The sequence below is a fragment of the Brumicola blandensis genome (genome assembly GCF_031846165.1).
Lineage (GTDB): Bacteria > Pseudomonadota > Gammaproteobacteria > Enterobacterales > Alteromonadaceae > Glaciecola > Glaciecola blandensis.
In genome coordinates this window covers 256,509-276,425 of record NZ_JAVRIE010000004.1, presented here as the reverse complement: position 1 = coordinate 276,425, position 19,917 = coordinate 256,509, and the positions used below count along the sequence as shown (strand labels likewise).

The 19,917-nt window shown below is 42.6% G+C and carries 16 protein-coding genes; 9 read left to right on the top strand and 7 right to left on the bottom strand.

The window, feature by feature from the left end; genetic code table 11:
• Positions 1-5: 5 nt before the first annotated feature.
• The 3 genes from thrB to RM544_RS11670 form a co-directional block, all read right to left on the bottom strand.
• A complete protein-coding gene (gene thrB / locus RM544_RS11680; RefSeq protein ID WP_311361969.1) occupies positions 6-986 on the bottom strand; it encodes a homoserine kinase in 981 nt (326 codons plus the stop codon).
• Entirely contained in the window at positions 986-3,451 is a 2,466-nt protein-coding gene (gene thrA, locus RM544_RS11675; RefSeq protein ID WP_311361968.1) for a bifunctional aspartate kinase/homoserine dehydrogenase I, read from the bottom strand. Before thrA ends, thrB begins: the two co-directional genes overlap by 1 nt.
• Positions 3,452-3,782: 331 nt before the next feature.
• The gene (locus RM544_RS11670; RefSeq protein ID WP_311361967.1) at positions 3,783-4,322 is read right to left on the bottom strand and encodes a DUF2937 family protein; all 540 of its coding nucleotides are present in this window, start codon (positions 4,320-4,322) and stop codon (positions 3,783-3,785) included.
• 145 nt (positions 4,323-4,467) lie between these two features.
• Here RM544_RS11670 and aceK point away from each other — a divergent pair, with 145 nt between their 5' ends.
• Positions 4,468-6,207 (top strand): bifunctional isocitrate dehydrogenase kinase/phosphatase, encoded by a 1,740-nt coding sequence (aceK, locus tag RM544_RS11665; protein ID WP_311361966.1) that lies wholly within the window; start codon positions 4,468-4,470, stop codon positions 6,205-6,207.
• A 29-nt stretch (positions 6,208-6,236) separates the two neighbouring features.
• Here the strand turns inward: aceK and RM544_RS11660 are convergent, their stop codons facing one another.
• Complete coding sequence (locus tag RM544_RS11660; protein WP_409220051.1) at positions 6,237-6,584, bottom strand: MAPEG family protein; 348 nt, start codon at positions 6,582-6,584, stop codon at positions 6,237-6,239.
• 178 nt (positions 6,585-6,762) lie between these two features.
• Here RM544_RS11660 and RM544_RS11655 point away from each other — a divergent pair, with 178 nt between their 5' ends.
• From RM544_RS11655 to RM544_RS11645, 3 genes are all read left to right on the top strand, one after another.
• Positions 6,763-7,449 carry a response regulator transcription factor gene (locus tag RM544_RS11655; RefSeq protein WP_311361964.1) on the top strand — a complete coding sequence of 229 codons (687 nt, stop codon included), beginning with the start codon at positions 6,763-6,765 and terminating at the stop codon, positions 7,447-7,449.
• A gap of 8 nt (positions 7,450-7,457) precedes the next feature.
• Positions 7,458-8,855, top strand: coding sequence for a sensor histidine kinase (locus tag RM544_RS11650; protein ID WP_311361963.1), 1,398 nt, complete (start codon positions 7,458-7,460; stop codon positions 8,853-8,855).
• Positions 8,856-8,965: 110 nt separating this feature from the next.
• Positions 8,966-9,871 carry an SDR family NAD(P)-dependent oxidoreductase gene (locus RM544_RS11645; RefSeq protein WP_311361962.1) on the top strand — a complete coding sequence of 302 codons (906 nt, stop codon included), beginning with the start codon at positions 8,966-8,968 and terminating at the stop codon, positions 9,869-9,871.
• 39 nt (positions 9,872-9,910) lie between these two features.
• On the opposite strand, the gene RM544_RS11640 is transcribed toward RM544_RS11645, so the two are convergent.
• Together RM544_RS11640 and RM544_RS11635 are read right to left on the bottom strand one after the other, a co-directional pair.
• Positions 9,911-10,456, bottom strand: coding sequence for a DUF3833 domain-containing protein (locus RM544_RS11640; RefSeq protein WP_311361961.1), 546 nt, complete (start codon positions 10,454-10,456; stop codon positions 9,911-9,913).
• A 17-nt stretch (positions 10,457-10,473) separates the two neighbouring features.
• Positions 10,474-11,115 (bottom strand): chalcone isomerase family protein, encoded by a 642-nt coding sequence (locus RM544_RS11635; protein WP_311361960.1) that lies wholly within the window; start codon positions 11,113-11,115, stop codon positions 10,474-10,476.
• A gap of 441 nt (positions 11,116-11,556) precedes the next feature.
• Between RM544_RS11635 and RM544_RS11630 the strand changes: the two genes are divergently transcribed.
• The 4 genes from RM544_RS11630 (at position 11,557) to nspC (ending at position 15,669) form a co-directional block, all read left to right on the top strand.
• Positions 11,557-12,519, top strand: a complete 963-nt coding sequence (locus tag RM544_RS11630) for a 1-aminocyclopropane-1-carboxylate deaminase/D-cysteine desulfhydrase (protein WP_311361959.1) — start codon at positions 11,557-11,559, stop codon at positions 12,517-12,519.
• 134 nt (positions 12,520-12,653) lie between these two features.
• Positions 12,654-13,088 carry a hypothetical protein gene (locus RM544_RS11625; RefSeq protein WP_311361958.1) on the top strand — a complete coding sequence of 145 codons (435 nt, stop codon included), beginning with the start codon at positions 12,654-12,656 and terminating at the stop codon, positions 13,086-13,088.
• 202 nt (positions 13,089-13,290) lie between these two features.
• Positions 13,291-14,493, top strand: coding sequence for a saccharopine dehydrogenase family protein (locus RM544_RS11620; RefSeq protein WP_311361957.1), 1,203 nt, complete (start codon positions 13,291-13,293; stop codon positions 14,491-14,493).
• Positions 14,494-14,529: 36 nt separating this feature from the next.
• The gene (gene nspC / locus RM544_RS11615; RefSeq protein WP_311361956.1) at positions 14,530-15,669 is read left to right on the top strand and encodes a carboxynorspermidine decarboxylase; all 1,140 of its coding nucleotides are present in this window, start codon (positions 14,530-14,532) and stop codon (positions 15,667-15,669) included.
• Between the two features lie 132 nt (positions 15,670-15,801).
• Here the strand turns inward: nspC and RM544_RS11610 are convergent, their stop codons facing one another.
• Positions 15,802-18,975, bottom strand: coding sequence for a TonB-dependent receptor (locus RM544_RS11610; RefSeq protein WP_311361955.1), 3,174 nt, complete (start codon positions 18,973-18,975; stop codon positions 15,802-15,804).
• Between the two features lie 310 nt (positions 18,976-19,285).
• Here RM544_RS11610 and udk point away from each other — a divergent pair, with 310 nt between their 5' ends.
• Positions 19,286-19,915: a uridine kinase gene (udk, locus tag RM544_RS11605; RefSeq protein WP_311361954.1), complete on the top strand. Its 630-nt coding sequence runs from the start codon at positions 19,286-19,288 to the stop codon at positions 19,913-19,915.
• The last annotated feature ends 2 nt before the right edge of the window (positions 19,916-19,917 follow it).

Here is a 19,917-nt window from a genome sequence, read left to right as displayed (position 1 = left end):
TTGTTTTATGCACTAGGTAACACCTGGGTGCCTTGTGTGCTTAACTGACAAACATGGCTAAAGCCATCTTCGTTTTGTATATATTCTTTTTCTAGCCATGCTTTTATAGCATTAGCATCATCAAGCTCTCGTGCCACCGCAAACACGGTCGGGCCGGAGCCAGAAATACCAAACGCAAGCGCGTTATTTGCGTTTGCGGCTTCTCTTGCATCATCAAAACGAGGTAATAATACCTTCCGATGCTCTTCTGCTATAACGTCGGTCATCATCTTAGCAGCCAACGCTTCGTCTTTCGCATATAAGCTATGCACAAAGACACTGAGTTGTCGGCCAAAATCTAGTGTTGACGATAGGCTGTACTCTTGCGGAAGCAACCTTCTGGCCTCGGCAGTTGACACCGAAATGCCAGAGTAACATACAACCCAATACCAATTGTCAAAACACGGCAACTTCACCGCCACGGGTGACTCTTCGCCCGTCATTAAAACCAAGCCACCTAAATAGCTCGGAGCAACATTGTCGTAATGTATACTCCCGCTAATTTGCCCCTCAAGCTCGCCCATCATTGTCAGTAACTGATCTTCATCAAACGGCTTATTCGCATGTTCGTTCAAGGCGTAAAACGCCGCAACGATAGAACTTGCGCTAGAGCCAAGACCACTGCCAATTGGTAGTGCTTTATGTAGGTGCATGGCCACGTTTAACGGTGCTTTATTTGCATCAGCTAACGCCGCTTGAAAGAACTCGAAGCACTTTGTAACGATATTATTGTCACTACCCGTAGGTAATCTATCGGCAAATGTACCATCTACCGTAAGAGAAAATGTCTCTGCATCTTTGACTTCAACCCAATCACCTAAACGCTTTCCGTCAATAGGCTGGAGAGCGGCTCCGAGAAGATCAAAGCCTAAACTGACATTACCTATTGAAGCGGGTGCGAAGGCTCTTGTTACTTTAGCGCTAGTTGTTTCTTTATTATCACTCATTAAGCAAAGTCCTGTGTCCAAGGCATGGTCCGTAATACGTCTGCGAATACACCCGCAGCAGTTACTGTAGCGCCCGCACCGTACCCTCGAATAACGAAAGGAATTGGCTGATAATACTTACTGTGAATGGCTAAGGCATTTTCACCGTCTTTAACTGCTGCTAAAGGATGTGACAGCGCCACTTCTTGTATAGATACTTTACATTTGTTCTGCTTAATTGAACCGACATAGCGAAGTACTTTGCCGTCCTCATTGGCTTTTTGCGCGCGTTCCTTTATTTCTGCATCGAGGCTTGGCAAGTTTTCGAGAAACTGCTCAATGGACCCCGAGGAGTCGAAACTAGCAGGCAACACCGATTCAATTTGAATATCTGATAGCTCTAACTCTAAACCTGACTCTCTTGCCATGATCAACAGTTTTCTAGCCACGTCCATGCCAGATAAATCATCTCTTGGATCAGGCTCAGTAAATCCATTCGATTTTGCCACTAATGTTGCTTCAGATAGGCTCATTCCCTCGTCTAACTTACCAAACACATAAGATAGTGAACCCGACAAAATACCTTCAAAACTCTCTAGCTCATCGCCCGCAGCAACTAATTTTTGTAAATTGTCGATAACCGGCAGGCCAGCCCCAACCGTTGTTTCATATAAATACTGACGATTAGTTGATTGCGCAGTGCGTTGCAAGGCTTTGTACTGCGCCATGGTTGACGTATTTGCTTTCTTGTTTGGCGTAACAACGTGACAACCACTGTTCATCATTTCTAAATACAAATCGGCAATTGTTTCATTGCTAGTACAATCAATAATGACCGGATTTACCAAGCTATTGTCATTTGCAAATTTATGAATACGAGCGACCGAGAAACCTTCCTCGACATTGTCTAATGCTCCCTTCCAGTCGCCATTTAAATCAATACCGTTATTATTCAAAAGTAATTTGCGACTATTTGCGATACCAAAGACCTCGAGACGGATGTCTCTGCCCAACAGAGATGCTTGCTGTTGTGCGATTTGCCTCAACAACTCAGCACCGACGGTGCCGCAACCAATTAAAAATGCATCGATAGTATGTTTCTTAGTAAAGAAATTCTGATGGATGACTTTTACTGCTTTTTTCGCTTTCGCGTTTTCAATCACGGTACTAATTGAGCGCTCGGATGAGCCTTGAGCAATAGCAACATTGTTCACCCTAGCCTGCGCTAAAGCACTGAAAAACTTCGCGGCCATGCCTTTAGATTGACGCATACCATCACCCACTAAGGTGACAATGGCGAGTTCTCGACGAACTTCAATGGGTTCTAACAATTGATTGCTAAGTTCTAATGCAAAGCTTTCATCTAATAAATCAAGTGCCCGGTCTGCATCTTTTTGCTGAATACAAAAGCTGATGCTGTATTCAGATGAACTTTGTGTGATTAAGCTGATTGAAATATTGCCCGTTGAGATCACATCAAAAATGCGACTTGCCATACCCACCATGCCTTTCATTCCGGGGCCTGCAATATTGAACATCACTACGTCTTCGAGGTGTGATATACCTTTAACACTGGTCCATTTTTCACTCGCTTCATGAGAAATCAATGTGCCTGGAGCGGCCGGGTTTAAGGTATTGCGAATAAGGCAAGGGATGCTGTACTGGGCAATTGGACCAATTGTTTTAGGATGAAGCACTTTTGCGCCGAAGTAAGACAATTCCATCGCTTCTTGATAAGTTAACTTATCTAGCAAAACAGCGCCATCAACCTGGTTAGGATCGGCGTTATAAACACCATCCACATCTGTCCAAATTTCGCAACAACTAGCATCAATGCACGCAGCGAGTATTGCTGCAGAGTAATCCGAGCCATTACGCCCTAAAGTGACTTTTTCACCCAGATCATTAACCGCAACAAAACCGGGCATAATCAGTAGTTTTGAGCCATCTGTATTGACCTCACTAAAACGCGCTTTGCTCGCGCTTAGGTCAGCGATACTATCAAGGTAGCTGCCATTTGCGACAACATATTCGACGGGGTCGATAATCTCATTGGCAATACCTTTGGCATTCAAGATTTCGCTAAAGATGCGCACGCTTAGATACTCACCCAAACTCAATATTGAAGCAGTAACTTGTTCAGGGCAGGTTTTCAGTAAGGCGATGCCTTTTAATTGCTGTTCTAACTCACTCAGCTTTAGCTTGATGAAATCGCTAAGCGGCTGATAAGAAAAGTTGTCGAGGGTGCCGTTTAAATCGTCTGCGATGCCATGTAAGGTCATATTCAATTTGGCAAACAATTCGCCATAATCAGCGCTAGACTCAGCTTGTTCACATAACAATGAGAGGGCGTTTGTTACGCCTTTAGGTGCTGACAATACAACTGCCGCCCCTTCTGTTTGATGTGTATCGGTGCTAATTTCCAACACGCGCATGTAACGTGTTGCATCAGCTAAACTCGACCCACCAAACTTTAAAACCTTCATGTATTACTCCTGTACTCTCATTTTATCTGTTTACATTCTTTTACTAGCCGCATACAAAAAAGCCCGCTATTTGCGGGCTTTCGTTAACTTTAAATCTTGCGCAAGCTAACGACCGCCCCTGGTAAGGATGGTAATCATACCCATAATCATCATAGAAATAGTTAGCGTCAACTTAGCTGATGCAACCACCCCTACTTTAAGGTTAATGTCGTTAGTTTTTATTGTTCTTTTCATAGGCTCAATTTGCCGTATAGACGTCTATATGTCAACCACGTTTTGGACATAAACGCGATATTCACTCAATTAAATCATGTTAAATGAATTTTCATCATCAAAGAGGCTGCTTTTTTGGAATATTCTCTTCTTTTGCTGCTTTTTTGCGCGCCCTTCTTTTTCGTACAACTATTTGAGTCGGAGCGCTAATAATAAGATTCAGCAACAGCCCTAAGATCACACCGAACAAAATGCCCTCAGTGCTAATCGGTAGGCCAAAAGTGAATTGCTTCAGGGTTTTATCAAGGTATGGCCAACCCGATGGCGACAGCATAAAGCCAATCTTTTCTATCAGATTCCCCTCCGCAAACACTTGAAGACCTTTTCCAAGGTCATTCTGCCTCTGTAGTGTACTTTGTTTTTGTATTGCATCATCGCGCACACTTTCTACATCATTTTTCAAATGGTGTTCGATCATATCGTCGATTGACGGATAACCGTATTTGTCAGCCGTCGTCTGGTAACCGTCAATTTGCCATTGGTTTGCATCATAAGCGCCTGCAATGAATTGATGATACTGGTCAGCAAGCTGTGGTACCTGCAAAGCAAACAGTAAGGTTAGGCCAAAGAATAATTTGTCGATAGTGCTGTAGATCAAGGAAGCTCCTTCCATTTTTGCGCTAAGAACCTATACCTTAGTCAACAGATAGCCAATATAGGTTTCAATTATGCGACATCTCTTTTCATACACAGTATATTCTTACTTTATCAAATAAACACCTGCGCAGAAAAAGATACGCCTTATGAACGAGAATCAAGCATCAGAGGTAGATACTAGTAAAGTTGCTCGCCACTTCGCTTACCAAGTGATTAGCGGTTTTGACCGTTCATACCGGCGTCATAGCCGCATCACAGCTGGCGCAAAAGAGCGATTTGAGCAATCCTTATGGAGTGAATCTCAATTAGCAATCAAAGACCGTATTGCCGTGTATGAACAAAGCTTGAGTGAGATTGTTATTGACTTGTATGAACAAGTACACCCTCGTCAACAGGAAAGTGAATTTTGGCAAGAGGCAAAAGCGCAATATACCAAGCTACTGAATAATCACCCTCAGTTTGAACTTGCAGAAACTTTTTACAATTCTGTAATTGGACGTATTTTCAAACATGCAAAAATTGATGAAACAATGATGTTTGTGCTGCCAAGTCGTTGTTATCTTTCGGGGCCTGACCGCGAAAAAGTCATTTACCGCTTTGACACCTCAGGCACAGTCAGAGCCATGCATGAAGCAATCTTCGATACATTTCGCTTTGCAGTCCCATTTGATAATCTTGAGCACGATTTGCAAAATATGGATAAAGCCTTACGAGCACGACTCGACCGTGAACAGTTAGCAAGTGTTCACACTGTCGAATTACTTAAGCCCGTTTTTTATCGTGGAAAAGCAGCATATCTGGTCGGTCGAATTTGTATGCCTGATGAAACGCTTCCCTTCGTGATTGCCTTAAAAATGACCCTCGACCATAAGCTGGTCGTAGATGCTTTGCTCACCGAACGTCATCACTTAAGCGTCATTTTTAGTTTTGCTCGTTCTTACTTTATGGCAGAAACGCAATATCCCGCTGAAGTTGTGGCCTTTCTTCAGGAGCTTCTGCCTCATAAGAAGCATTTCGAACTATATATGTCTTTGGGTTTTTATAAGCATGGAAAAACGGTCTTTTATCGCAACTATCTGCAGCACCTAGATACTAGCGATGATGAATTTGCGTTGGCACCCGGCATCAAAGGTTTAGTAATGGCAGTTTTCCATTTGCCAAGCTATGGCGTCGTGTTTAAAGTGATTAAAGATGAATTTGCTGAAAGTAAAAAAATTACTCGCGACTATGTAAAGGATCGCTATCGATTGGTCAAAACCACTGACCGCGTTGGCCGTATGGCCGACACGCATGAGTATATGAACTTTCGTTTTCCCAAGCAAAGAGTGTCCAAAGAGCTGCTCGATTACTTACTTGAAACTTGCCAGAGCAGTATTTCAATAACAGAAACTGAAATAGTCATTTCGCACTTATACATTGAACGAAAAATGACGCCATTGAATCTTTACCTTCAACAGGAACAAGATCCTATCAAGATAAGAAATGTGCTGAATGAGCTTGGCCTGTGTATCAAACAGATTGCCTTAGCTAACGTATTTCCGGGTGATATGCTGCACAAAAATTTCGGCGTCACGAAAACCGGACGTGTCATCTTCTATGATTATGATGAGATTTGTTATATGTCTGAGCGGCATTTTAGAAGCTTGCCGAAAAGCGATGACCCTTATGCGATAGACACGCTATCAGTGGGGCCAAGTGATGTTTTTCCAGAACAGTTCGAACACTTTATTGTTGGCAAAAGAGAATTTAAAGAAATACTTAAAGAGCTACATGGTGACATTATGACAGCCGAGTATTGGCAGAGTATTCAAGCCCTAACCAGCAGCGGTGTTATTCCAAACTTCACACCCTACCCTGAACACTATTGCTTTCCTCGGCCCGCTTGAACGCAGTTTCAGTCAGAAGATAATAATGGTTAATTTAGGAGGTAATAATAGTGAGCAGCGATGGTTCCCATGCCAATCACCCAAACTGTGCTGCGTAAAATATCCCAATTCATCCAATAGCAGATTAAATAGAGTAAACGGCATACGACGAACGCAAGACATAAATATGCCGTGGTAAGAGTGACAGCATTGAGCGCAATGACCAGTAAAATACTTGGTCCGAAATACGTTGTCGCTTCAAAACAATTTTCATGTGCAGCATGGGCACGAGCACCAAAACCATCTAATGCTTTTTGCTGTGCACGAGGCGACTTGTTATCATATTTTCCAGATTTGCTCATTGCAATTGCCAAGGGCACTTTCGCCAGCATTGGCATAAACACTACAATGGCTAAACAAATAACGACTATGGTCAAAATTTCTCTCCTAATTTCAGAATATCGGTCTAAATTTACCTATTCTGCGTATCTAAACACAATAAAACAAAGGCTGCACGCCCTAAACCTCTCGAGCGTCGCTTTGTACGTGAGAACTTAAAGAAAAAGTACATAAATTATGAAGATACTTATCGTTGAAGATGACCCAACCGTTGCGAACTTTATCTACAAAGGTTTCACAGAGTTGGGACATTTAGCTGACCTTGCACAAGATGGTAAGAAAGGCCTTACTCTCGCGACTGCTAATTCCTATGACGTCATCATACTCGACAGAATGCTGCCAGAGCTTGACGGTATTACTTTATTGAACACCATTAGAGCCGCCAACGATAATACGCCAGCAGTGATTCTTAGTGCTAAAAATAAAGTCGAGGACAAAGTAAAAGGATTGCGTTCAGGGGCTGACGACTATATGACCAAGCCCTTTGCATTTGAAGAACTGTTAGCTAGAACGGAAGTTGCCGCTTCTCGAAATAAATCGGCAAGCCCTGCAATCACAGAACTCAAGCTTGGCGACTTAACCCTCGACCTTATCAATCGCAGAGTCACCCGAGATAATCAAATCATCGACTTACAGTCTAAAGAGTTTAAGCTGCTCGAATATTTACTGAAAAACGCAGGAAAAATTGTCACGCGAACCATGCTACTGGAAAAAGTATGGGAGTATAACTTTGACCCTCAAACCAATGTCATCGATGTGCATATTAGTCGCTTAAGAAATAAAATAGATAAAGGTTTTAGTTACCCCATCATCGAGACCATACGTGGCGCGGGTTACCTCGTCTCAGAGCCCAAACGGCCCTAGGAGTCTGTATGCGAGCTATTGCTGCCTTTCAAAAAAGTTCGAGCTTTACACTGAGTATTGTTTTCACTTCCTTGCTTATGATGGGCGTTGTGTTCATTACCTATTTCTTAATCTTGTCGAACGATGATTTATTGATCCGAGAATCTGAAGCGGCGATTAACGCTGATATTAGAGGTTTTAATTCTCTATACCGTGTTGCTGGTGCCCGAGCGGTCGAGAAAGCCCTAAACGATAGGATTGCGGAAAATGGCAACGACTTTTTCTATCACTTGAAGGACAATAATGACAAGTTTGTGGCCGGCAATATGCTGTTCTGGCCCGAAAAAGGGTCTAAAGTTGTGAAAAACGGCATGTTGTCTCTCAAAATTGGAGACGACTCTGCCCAACAATATGATGTCATGGCGAAAATAATGACGTTCACTAACGGACAAGAGCTATTGATTGGTCGAAACATAGACGACATTGAGATTGTTCAATGGGTTGGTAAGACCTTTGGCTGGGTCATGATATTAATTCTTTGCTTAATTTCTGCTGTGAGTATTTGGGTTGCATATTACGTAGTGAATCGCATTAATTTGATTTCTGACAAGGCGGACAACATTATCACCACCGGCAAGCTTCATGAACGTCTTCCGGTAGATAGTAATTGGGACGATTTAAGCAAGCTGACTATTGCCTTGAACAAAATGCTGGAACAATTTGAAACTTCCGTGCAAGGAATAAAATCGGTATCTGATAACATCGCGCATGACCTTCGCACACCGCTCACTCGCCTACAAACACATATTGAAAGTATGTCAGATAGTAGCGAAAAAGAGTCACTGCTAAAGGAATCCAACAATTTATTATCCATATTTAACTCTCTGCTGCGTATTGCTGATTTGGAGACAGAGCAGAAAACCAGCGCGTTTACGAATGTTGATCTAACGTTGGTATTGGCCGATGTCATCGAACTGTATGAACCAATAATTGAAGAACACAAGCTACACTTAGAAACCGTGATTAGCATTACGGACGCTACTTTATACTGCGATAAAGACTTAGTATTTCAGACCTTCGCCAATATCATCGATAACGCAATTAAATTTAACCAAGCTGGCGGCAGTATTTTGATAACCTTAGATGCTGCGAAGCTTGGTGATCAAAAGCATGCAGCGTTTCGTGTTTACGATTCAGGCATGGGTGCATCAAAAACTGATTTTGATAAACTAACGAGACGCTTCTATCGCGCAGACAAAAGCAGAACTCGCTCCGGCAATGGTCTGGGCTTATCGCTAGTCCAAGCCATTGTTAACTTACACGAAGGGCAACTTCGATTTGTCGACAATCCATTATCTCAGGCCTCAGGCTTAGGTTGTGAAGTAATGCTGCCATTAAGAACACTGCAAGGTGAGCAAGCAGAATAAGGAGGCATGGAGAAGCCAATATTGCTTGCGGTCGACGTACTAGCTTTCTGCTTCAGAAGGTCATATGCTAGCTTTGTAGAAACTTGCGAAATCAAGCAGTGGAGACAGCAATGCAGGAGTATCAGCGCTTTTATCAAGGCAAAACAGTGGTCATTAGTGGCGCCGCTTCAGGTATTGGTTCGGCCCTAGCCCATCTCTTTGCCGAGTTTGGTTGCAAAATTGCCATTTGTGACATTGACGGTTCAGCTTTAGCGCAAGTGGTTGAGAGTATTCAAGCGACTCTGCAAAAGAATCGTTCCCATGCTGATGTCAGCAGTCCTATCGTAAGTCAGGTGGTTGATGTGGCCAGCAAAGAGGCATGGTCTGCTTTTTTGGCCAAGTGCATTGATACTCACGAACATATTGACCTTGTTATCAACAATGCAGGAATAGAAGGTTCTAGCCAACCTATCTGGGCCTCCTCTGATGACACTCTCGAAAGAGTAATGGATGTCAATTTCTATGGCATGGTATTTGGCAGCAAAACGAGCCTACCCTACCTTGTTCAGCGCCCTTGGGCGGCTTTGGTCAATGTGTCGAGTATTTTCGGTTTAGTTGCCCCTCCAAACACAGCAGATTACAGCGCCAGTAAGTTTGCAATTCGAGGGTATACCGAATCTTTGCGTGCCGAACTAGAACTGGTGCACCCTCAGGTTCAAGTCCACTTGGTGCACCCTGGTGGGATTAACACCAACATTACGCGGCTTGAGCACAGTCAAAAATTTAAACAACGATTCCTCACGACTGAGCCTCGCGCCTTGGCCTTGCAAATTGCGAAAGGGGTGATGCGCAATAAAGCCAGAATCGTTTTTGGCAATCAAGCAAAGCGGACAGCGTTTGCGTCTCGGCTTTTACCGCTGAGTTGGTTGAGTAAAATTCTAAGCAAAGAGATTGATGGTTTAGGATTAGAGGGTGACTATATTCGCGAGCATGAAGGCTTCGAACTACCTAACAAAAACGACAAAACAGACAACTAGTTTGTTTTGTCGTTTATTAGATAAGTAACGAAGGCGTGTTTATTGCTTTTGCATAAAAATCGTGACTTCAGCCATGACTAAGCCAAACTTTTTGATATACGAGCGATTCATCATGGTATTTTCATCGAAAGCCCAGAACCAGTCATCAAAGTTAACCCGATATGTACTGTCATCTACCGCCAAATCCATTTCATAAACGAAATTGAATGCATTTCCATAGGGTGTACCTGTGGCTGGACCCGCTATATCACCTGCATTACCAGTATAAGTACCATTAGCGTTCTTACTCAAAGTCCACACTCGGGTCAACGGGCCTTCACCGACACCGTACTCGAAAGTTTCATCAAGAATTAAATTACCTTCTTTCATATAACCGTCGATATTAACAACGAACCGCTGCACAACATCTCCGTCGCGATTCTGCACGATACCCCACGCTTTCACCTTGCCATCAAAAAACGATTCAATGTTAAAGTCTGGCTCGACGGCTTTATATTGTTCACCGTCAATCGACACCGAACATGCGCTTAAGAATATCAAGGAAAAAATGAGATAAGTAGTGGTTCTAAATAGCTTCTGTGTCATGTTGTTCGTCCTTTAATTCAGTCTTTTGTCATACCCAGAAGTTGCTTTCGCATTTCTGGTTCAGAGGTATTTTTATGCAGCCAGATGTCAAAGAAAGATTGGCCAAAACTAATATCATCGATACTCCCTATCAATTTTCCTTGATAGTAAAAATGAGTGTGTTTTTTAGTATCGAGTACACCCGTAATATTTTCCCCTTCCTTCACATTCGGAAATACAGACCGCATCTGCTCGTACCATTTTGCCAATTCAACTTCATCTTCGTACCCAATATCTCGCATCTCATCAACCGAACGACTCGCAATATCTTCTCCGTCAAAGTCTCGTAAATAAGTTAAAGATAGCGCGAATGGAGAGTTAGCTTGCCACTGCCCCTTGCTCGCGACTAGCTTGGCATCATAGATTTTCCAAAACATGATTTTTAATCTTGCTTCACCCACTGCCTCAGCTTCTGGAATATAACGCTCGGCTATCTGATTTAAATTCAGTGGTGATGTATTTTCAGCGCTGTTAGCCGACACGCTTGATGTCTCGGTTGCTACCACTTTACCATCGTTGACTGTTGCATCATTGATGTCAGCACTTGTAAATGTGCTTAAGCTCAAAAGGCTAGCAAACATAAGCGGCTTTAATGCGCCTTGTTGGTTTAATCTCTTCACTCTATTGCCTTTATGTTATTGGTTACACTGGTCTTAAACGATCTGTGTTGTACATATAGATCATTGCCCGCGATTAAACTTATTTAATCCAAATATAACGCACTTTCGCTCGCTCTGTGCGTAAAGATAAGCTACACCTTACTTATACTCACATTGCGCTAGCAGTCACATTCCTCTTGAAGGCGCACATACATTGAAAAAGGCTCAACATGAAAACACGTATCCACCATATAACCTCGCTGATCTTTTTAGGAGTCTCAATCAGTTTTACTAGTCAGGCAAAACAAACAGGATGGTATCTCGGTGCTCAAGGCAATTAGCGGTGGCATTGAACTCACCAGCGAAGAAAATGCAGTGGGTCTAGTGGGTGATCTCGACTATAATCCTCTTACCTACAGTGCGAGTGTGAAAATTTCGTTTTAAGACAAGTGACATTTTAAAATGCGAGTAAAGACTGAATCTGAGTTACTGACTGACTTGGCGATAAATTTACCCTCTCCACTGGAACAGATCTCACTGCCTGACAGCGCAGCAAAGGGTGTCGAAGTTTGGTGTAAACGAGACGATTTAATCCACCCGATTATTTCAGGCAATAAGTGGCGAAAGCTACAACAAACCTTGGTGAGTTGGTATAGCAGTCCGCCATCGCATGTCATTAGCTTTGGTGGGCCATACTCCAATCATTTACATGCGCTTGCCTTTTGTTGTGCTCAACTTGGGATCGCCTTCACAGCTGTCGTGCGAGGCAAGTACCTCCAACACCAAGTCTTAAGTCCTACGCTCCAAGATATTTGTCACTGGCAGGGGCAACTGCACTTTGTAAACAAAACAGATTACCAGCGACGCACCGACCCCGCGTATATTGATGAGCTCAAAAATTACCTTCAAGCGGATCTCTGCATTCCGGAGGGAGGTTCGCAATCAGCTGCTTTGCAAGGCGTCGCTGAAATACATAAAGAAGTAAGCTATCAACAACCTGAACTCATGTTCGACCTTGCTCTTCTGCCTGTCGCGAGTGGCGCTAGCTTGGCAGGCCTGGTGAATAAACATCAAGCGACTAGTATTAATACGTTCGTAGGCGTTGCTGTACTAAAAGGTAAAAGCTACCTAGAAGAACTGGTTGGGCAATTTTTAGGTCAAGAACAGCATACCCGATGGCATATTGAGCATGAGTATCATCATGGTGGATATGCGAAAACCAGTGCTGATTTGCTAGCTTTCTGTGAGCACTATAACGCCAATAATTCATTGCAAATTGAACCTGTATACTCAGGAAAATGCTTTTGGGCGGCCAACGATATGATAAAAACAGGAAAAATACGACCTGGTAGCCGTGTGTTATTGCTTCATACCGGAGGGCTTCAAGGTAATCGCGCACACAAGCGTATAAACGTTTCGAAATAATCGACTGAACTATTAAGTAAGATATGTCGTTAACAATGGTGATAAAGCGAAAACAGTAACGCGAGTATCAGTTTGTAGCTTGAGCCGGTACGAACTAGTAAGCCGATGTGAACAATAAGATTTGGTGGTTAACAATGAAACAGAATATGATTTTAAAAGACCAGGTCCAATATGCAGACGTCATCGACAAGGCCTTGCACTTGTGTCGGATTATGCTGTCTCGTTCAGAAACGCTGTATCCTTTCGCCGTTATCTCAATAGATAAAGATATGCAGTGTATTTTTTTAGAAGATGAAGACTGTCAGAACACACACCCTAATGGCGCTCACTTTGGCATGATTGAAAAGCTAGAGAGACAAATCGCCATACAAAAAATCCAAGCTAAATCCGCTGTTAGTTTATTAGTCTACGCTGCAACATTGAAAACCCCTGATGCCAGAGAGACCGATGGGCTTATGTTTAGCTTAAGCGATTCTAATGGCGAAAACATCCTCACTCTTTATCCTTATGAGTTTGAGATAAACAGTATCAAATTAGGTAAGCCATTTACCTGTGACTTTTCCGACTAAGTAAGTCCAATTATATTCTACGTTTACCTCTTTTATAAACGCCAAATTTCCAATTATGTCTGCGACAAAAACCGAGCGTTCAAGCCCCTGCCTTTTCTTTGTTGACCATGCTAGGCTTAGATTCACCATGGCAACATTTTTAGACTTGCCAATTAAAAAATTGCTGTTACGATGCAGCGCTCAACCACAGTAAGGAATTTATATGTCTCGTGTACTCATTATCGGCGCTGGCGGCGTTTCATCAGTCACTGTGAAAAAGTGCGCTCGTTTACCTGAAATGTTCGATGAAATTTATCTCGCATCTCGCACATTATCGAAATGTGAAGCGTTACAAGCAGAAGTTGGTGCTGACCGATTAAAAGCGGTTTTCGCCGTTGATGCTGATGATGCTGATGCAGTTGCTGAGCTTATCAACCAGGTGAAACCTGATCTCGTTGTAAACCTTGCACTTCCTTATCAAGATTTACCGATTATGGATGCCTGCTTAGCGACTAAAACAGATTATTTGGATACAGCCAACTACGAACCTAAGGACGTAGCGAAGTTTGAATATTCTTGGCAGTGGGCGTATCAACAAAAATTCCAAGATGCTGGCATTATGGCACTTTTAGGCAGTGGCTTTGATCCAGGCGTAACCAATGTATACACAGCTTACGCTGCTAAACACTATTTCGACGAAGTACATTATCTCGATATCGTTGATTGTAATGGCGGTGATCACGGTCAAGCGTTTGCAACAAACTTCAATCCAGAAATCAACATCCGTGAAATTACTCAACGTGGTCGTTTCTGGGAAAATGGTGAGTGGAAAGAAACAGAACCACTTAGCGTAAGAGAAGACCTCGACTATCAGAACATTGGTGTACGCGCGTCTTATTTGATGTTCCATGAAGAGTTAGAGTCTTTGGTTAAGCATTTCCCAACTTTGAAGCGCGCGCGCTTCTGGATGACTTTTGGCGATGCTTATTTAAATCACCTAAAAGTACTTGAAGGGATCGGTATGACAAGTATCGAGCCCGTTGAATTCCAAGGTCAGCAAATTGTTCCATTAGAGTTCTTAAAAGCCGTACTTCCAAACCCAGGTTCTCTTGCTGAAGGATATACAGGAAAAACATGTATCGGAACCTATATTACCGGAATGAAAGACGGAAAAGAGCGAACGATTTTTATCTATAACAATTGCGACCACGCTGCTTGTTATGAAGAAGTGGGTGCGCAAGCTGTATCTTATACTACCGGTGTACCCGCAATGATTGGTGCTGCACTTATGTTGAATAATACATGGAAGAAGCCTGGTGTATGGAACATGGAGCAATTTGATCCAGATCCGTTCATGGACATGCTGAATCAACATGGCTTACCTTGGCATGTGATTGAATGTGAGCAAAGCCCATTTAGTCAATAAATGGAACATAATAAATAAAGGTATATTGGTGAGTGAATGACAAGTAAATATATTCGCGATGACATCCCATCACCCTGTTATGTGTGCGATGAGGCAAAGCTAGAGGCAAACTTGAAGCTAATGGCCGACGTTCAAGCACGCGCAGGTGTCGATATTATCTTGGCCCTCAAAGGCTTCTCCATGTGGTCAACGTTTCCTTTGGTGAAGCAGTTTCTTAAAGGCGCTACGGCTAGCGCTGTATGGGAGGCTAAATTAGCCAAATATGAGATGGGTGGTGAAGTACATTGCTTCTCTCCTGCTTACAAGCAAAGAGATATGGATGAATTGCTAGGCTTGGTCAATCACTTGTCATTTAATAGCCTAAACCAATGGCGTCAGTTCAAGGATCAGGTATTGGCGTCACCTGTTTCTGGTGGTTTGCGAGTCAATCCAGAGAATCAAGAGGCCGATACCCCTTTGTATGACCCATGCGCTCCGGGCTCACGTTTAGGCATCTTAGCCTCCCAACTTGAAGGACAAGACCTGAGCGGTATTGAAGGGTTTCATGTACACAATTTATGTGAATGCGATTCCTTTGCAACTGAGCGTACTCTTAACGCAATTGATATCAAGTTTGGACAGTACTTACCCCACTTAAAATGGTTAAACATCGGCGGCGGTCATTTGATGACCAAGGCAGGCTATGATGTTGAGCACTTAATCGGTGCCTTGAAGGCCTTTAAACAAAAGTATCCAAATTTGCACATCATAATGGAGCCAGGTTCAGCCGTCGCATGGCAAGCTGGGCCCTTAGTGGCAGAAGTAGTTGATATCGTTGAGAATGAACAACAGATCCTTATTTTGGATATCAGCGCAACTGCGCACATGCCAGATGTATTGGAAATGCCTTATCGACCTGTTATTACAGACGCTGGTTTACCCGGCGAAAAGGCTTTCACTTACAAGCTCGGCGGGAACTCTTGTTTAGCTGGAGACGTCATTGAGGAGTATAGTTTTGATCACGCTATTAAGGCGGGTGATAAATTAGTTTTTGAGGACATGCTGCATTATACCATGGTAAAAACAACCTTCTTTAATGGTGTAGAACACCCAGCAATCGGTATTTTACGCAAAGATGGTCACTTCGATTTAATAAAACAATTCACTTACGAAGAGTTTAAAGCAAGACTTTCCTAATAAGACCTTCGCATTCGTTAGGGCACTTCTCGTTCATTAAGCATAAAAAAAACCTAGGTCATAACAACCTAGGTTTTTTTGTGTCTTTCTAAAGCGATGCATTAGGTCACATCGCTATTGAATTACTTCAAATTAGAAAGTGTATTTCACACCGACTCGGATAGAGTAAGTAGATGAACTGCTGAAGATAGACTGTCCACGGTCACCATCAAAGTTGGTGTATGTGTAAGTACCATCGTCATTGATAACCGCATCAACTACTGGCGAGTTGAATTCAAAAGGAACTTGACGTAGCACGCCCCAGTTGCTGTTCAACAAGTTACCGAAGTTACGGATTGCAACATAAACTTCACCTTTGTGACCTTCCATGAAACCAGGAATTTGTTGAGAAACACGTAAATCTACGCGGCTCCACCAATCACTGTTCTGAGAGTTACGAGGTAAAATAGAACCACGCTTGCTCTCTAAACCAGCTTCTTCAATAAAGGTATTGAAAGCAGCTAGGTCGAAGTCAGGGCCGTAGTTTACGAACTGATCATCTTCAGTTGGTATATACAACAAGTTACGGTCTTCAAATGATCTTTCATCACCAAAACCAGGGTCATTGTCGAAGGTATAGCTGTATGCTCTACCAGACTGACGTGAACCGAATAATGTGAAACGAGTGTCTAAACCGTCAATGAACTGAGTAACGTAGCTAAGATTCAAAGTGAATCTGTGCTCAGTTTCATAGTTTGAAGTCGCAATACCTGGCTCTAGCAAATCAGAAACAGACAAGTTACCGAAGTTGGAACTTGCTGTTGAGCTGTTCATTGGGCTACCGTCGTTAATGTTTTGGAAAGCATAACCAACAGTACCTTTGAAGCCATTGTCGAAACGCTTAGTTGCGAAGGTTGAAACAACCAAAGCATCGCCGTTATCGTCAGCATTTGTTAGGTAGTAATCAGTACCAGAACGTCCACAACGACTGATGTCACCGCCAGTTTGACAATCTGCATCAAACGCATCGAAATCTCTGTAGATTGGACGACCATCTGGTGCACGACCATTTGGTACAACGTTCAATGGAATGGTCTTAGCGCTGTCTTTATAACGTGAGTAAATCACGTCTAAGCCAACTAACACGTCATTTTCAAATGAATGTTGAGTACCTAAGTTAAATTTCCAGATTGCTGGTACGTCAAAATCAGCATCCAATGCGTTTACCGCACCGTCACCACCTGTTAGACCAGCAACACTTAGTGCAGGTAGCTCAAACAAGAAGTTTGCAGTGTTAGAACCGTCTAATGCAGCTAATTCAGCAGCAGTGTTACCACTTTCACGCTCAATAGATGATGCTAAGATGCTTACACCATTGTTTGAATAGTTGTTAGACAACCATACATTTGGATTACCACCAGCGAATAAACCACCGCCACCATATACGAAGGTGTCAGAGCTTACGATGTAGTTGAAACCGATACGAGGCTGTAGCAAAGTCATATCAGGCGCTTCTGCGTTAGTGAAACCGTAACGGTCTTCAAAACGTGGGTTAGCAATTGGTGTATCACCAGAGCTCCAGCTGTCTAAACGTAGGCCGTAAGTTAGCGTTAGGTCATCAGTCACAAACCATTTGTCTTGCGCATAAACAGTGGTGTTTTTGAATGTAAATGCAGCTGCACCATCATTTGCGTCAAGTGACGCTGGGATAGCGTAATCAATTTCGCTAGCTAATTGATTTCTGAAGTTGTCGATACCATCAAAAACGAAGACACCTTGGCTACCAGGAACGAATAAGTTGAATACTTCTGTTGCTTGGTATTCAAAACCAGCTGTAAATTCATGGTCGCCCATGATGTATTTAGCAGCAATTTTCGCATTAGTCGTATCGTAGTTCAAAATGTTTGCTTGACGGAAACGGTCAGCACCTAAGAAGATGTCGTTACCATTGTACGCGTCTTCGATTTGAACATCACCAAAGCTAGCATCTGAAGTGAAAGGCTTTTGACCATTTTTCACTTCTGAACTTGCTAAACGAACTTCAGTTGAGAAATCGTTTGTCCAGTTACTATAAACAGAAGCTACCATTGTAGTAAGTTCGTTTGCTCTTTGGTAGTAACGGTCGTTAAATGCATAGCTAGATCTGCCAGCACCTGTAGAACTAATCGTGTTACCGTCAGTATTTTGGTAAGTCAAAGTAGCACGGTGGTCATCGTTGATGTACCAAGACAACTTAACAAGTACTTTTTCTTCACTTTCGTCTGCAGACGTAAGGATGTCACCAACCTGGTAACCGTACACGTCTTGAGCAATTTGACGAACTTCTTCAAGGTTAGCAACAGTTAGGCCTTGGATTGGTGATGCAAAACCAGCACCTTCTGGACCGTTGTTGAATAATTGAGTTGGTTCATGCTTTTCGAAAGCACCGAAGATAAATAGTTTATCTTTAATGATTGGTGCACCAACAGTGAAGCCATAACGCATTTCATCAAATGGTGCTACTTCAAAAGAATCACCTTCGATCGTGTTACCTTGTAAGTCTTCATTAGTGTAATCAACGAATACTGAACCGAAAACGTCGTTTGCACCTTCAAGGATTGCCGCATTGATTGCACAACCTGTAAAGCCACCATAAGTTACGTCGAACGGAGCAAGTTGAACTTCAACCTGGTTGATTGCGTCGAATGGGAAAGGTAAACGCTCAGTTGGGTAACCGTTACCATTCAAACCAAAGTTATCATTTTGTTGAACACCGTCTACAGTGATTGTATTACCGCGGTTGTTACCACCGGCACACTGGATAGCGTTAGAGTTCGTTGAATCGATTGTGATACGTGGATCGTTCTGAAGAACATCCTTGATGTCACGGTCAACAGAAGGTTGGAATTGCAAATCGTCAAAACCATAGTTTGAAGATGGACCTACTGTCTCGGTAATCAAACCGCTCGCAGAGCCTGTTACAACAATTCTTTCTACATCAGAGGCTGGTACCAAGCTGATAGTTACTTCTGATGATTCACCTAGGTTTAGGTAAATATCTTCAATTGTTCTTGAACCTTCGCTCTCAGCAACAATCAAAGTGTACGGACCACCGATGCTCAAACCGCGAGCATTGAATGTACCGTTAGCTGTTGTTTCAAGTGTTCTTGCAACACCAGTACGTGTGTCGATCAGTGTTACAGTCGCGCCTGACAAAATTTCACCAGTTTGAGTCGTTACGGTTCCACGTAACGCTGATGAAGTTTCTTGAGCCATAGCAGCGGTTGATAAGCCAACTGATACCGCAACTGCTAGTGCAATGCGATTCAATTTCATCTTAGCAAACATATTTTAATCCCTATGTTGGTTTAGTTGAGTATTTTTTGCGGTGTGATTGTCTTAGTCTTGTGTTTCAGTTTTATGACACTGTACGTTTCTTTGACGTATTTTTACTAAAATTTCACGTTTCAAAGCAAAAAAGCAATAATTGCTGATTTATTATAAACTATTTATATAAAATATCGCCAGTTTTATGACAGTTAGATGCATTATCTCAACAAGTTGTTGAAAACAGCGGCTTTCAACCTCATAGAAATTGATTGAGAGGGCTTGAAGAGGTATTCTATGCAGAATTATATCTTCGGTCCGAATTCGATTCATGCAAAAGCCTATTATCCTTGCAATCTCCGGAGCTTCTGGCTCTGGTAAATCTTTGTTTACACAAAACCTTGCGCTAAAACTCAGTCAACACGAACGCGACGTGTTGGTGTTGCAAGAAGATCATTACTACAAAGCCCAAGACCATATTCCTATCGAAGATAGAGCCAAAACAAATTACGATCACCCTGATGCGTTTGAACACGATTTGCTCAATCAACACCTCCAAGAGCTAAATGCAGGCAATAGCATCGAATATCCCAGCTATTGTTATGTGACCCATACCCGTTTACCCGATTTTGACGTAGTTAGCCCGTCACCCATTATTATTATTGAAGGCATCATGCTGTTGACCCAAATTCAACTGTTTGATCAATTTGACATTAAAGTCTTTGTCGACACTCCTTTAGATGTATGTCTTATGCGCCGAATGCTGCGTGACACCCAGGAGCGGGGCCGTACTATCAATTCAGTGGCAAAACAATATGAAGATACGGTAAAACCGATGTATCATAAATTTATTGAGCCAAGTAAAACCTTTGCCGATCTCATTGTGCCGCATGGAGGTGAAAATCACCTTGCTGTTGATGTACTCAGCACATATTTGCTTGAAGGCAAAAGCCCAATTTAAAT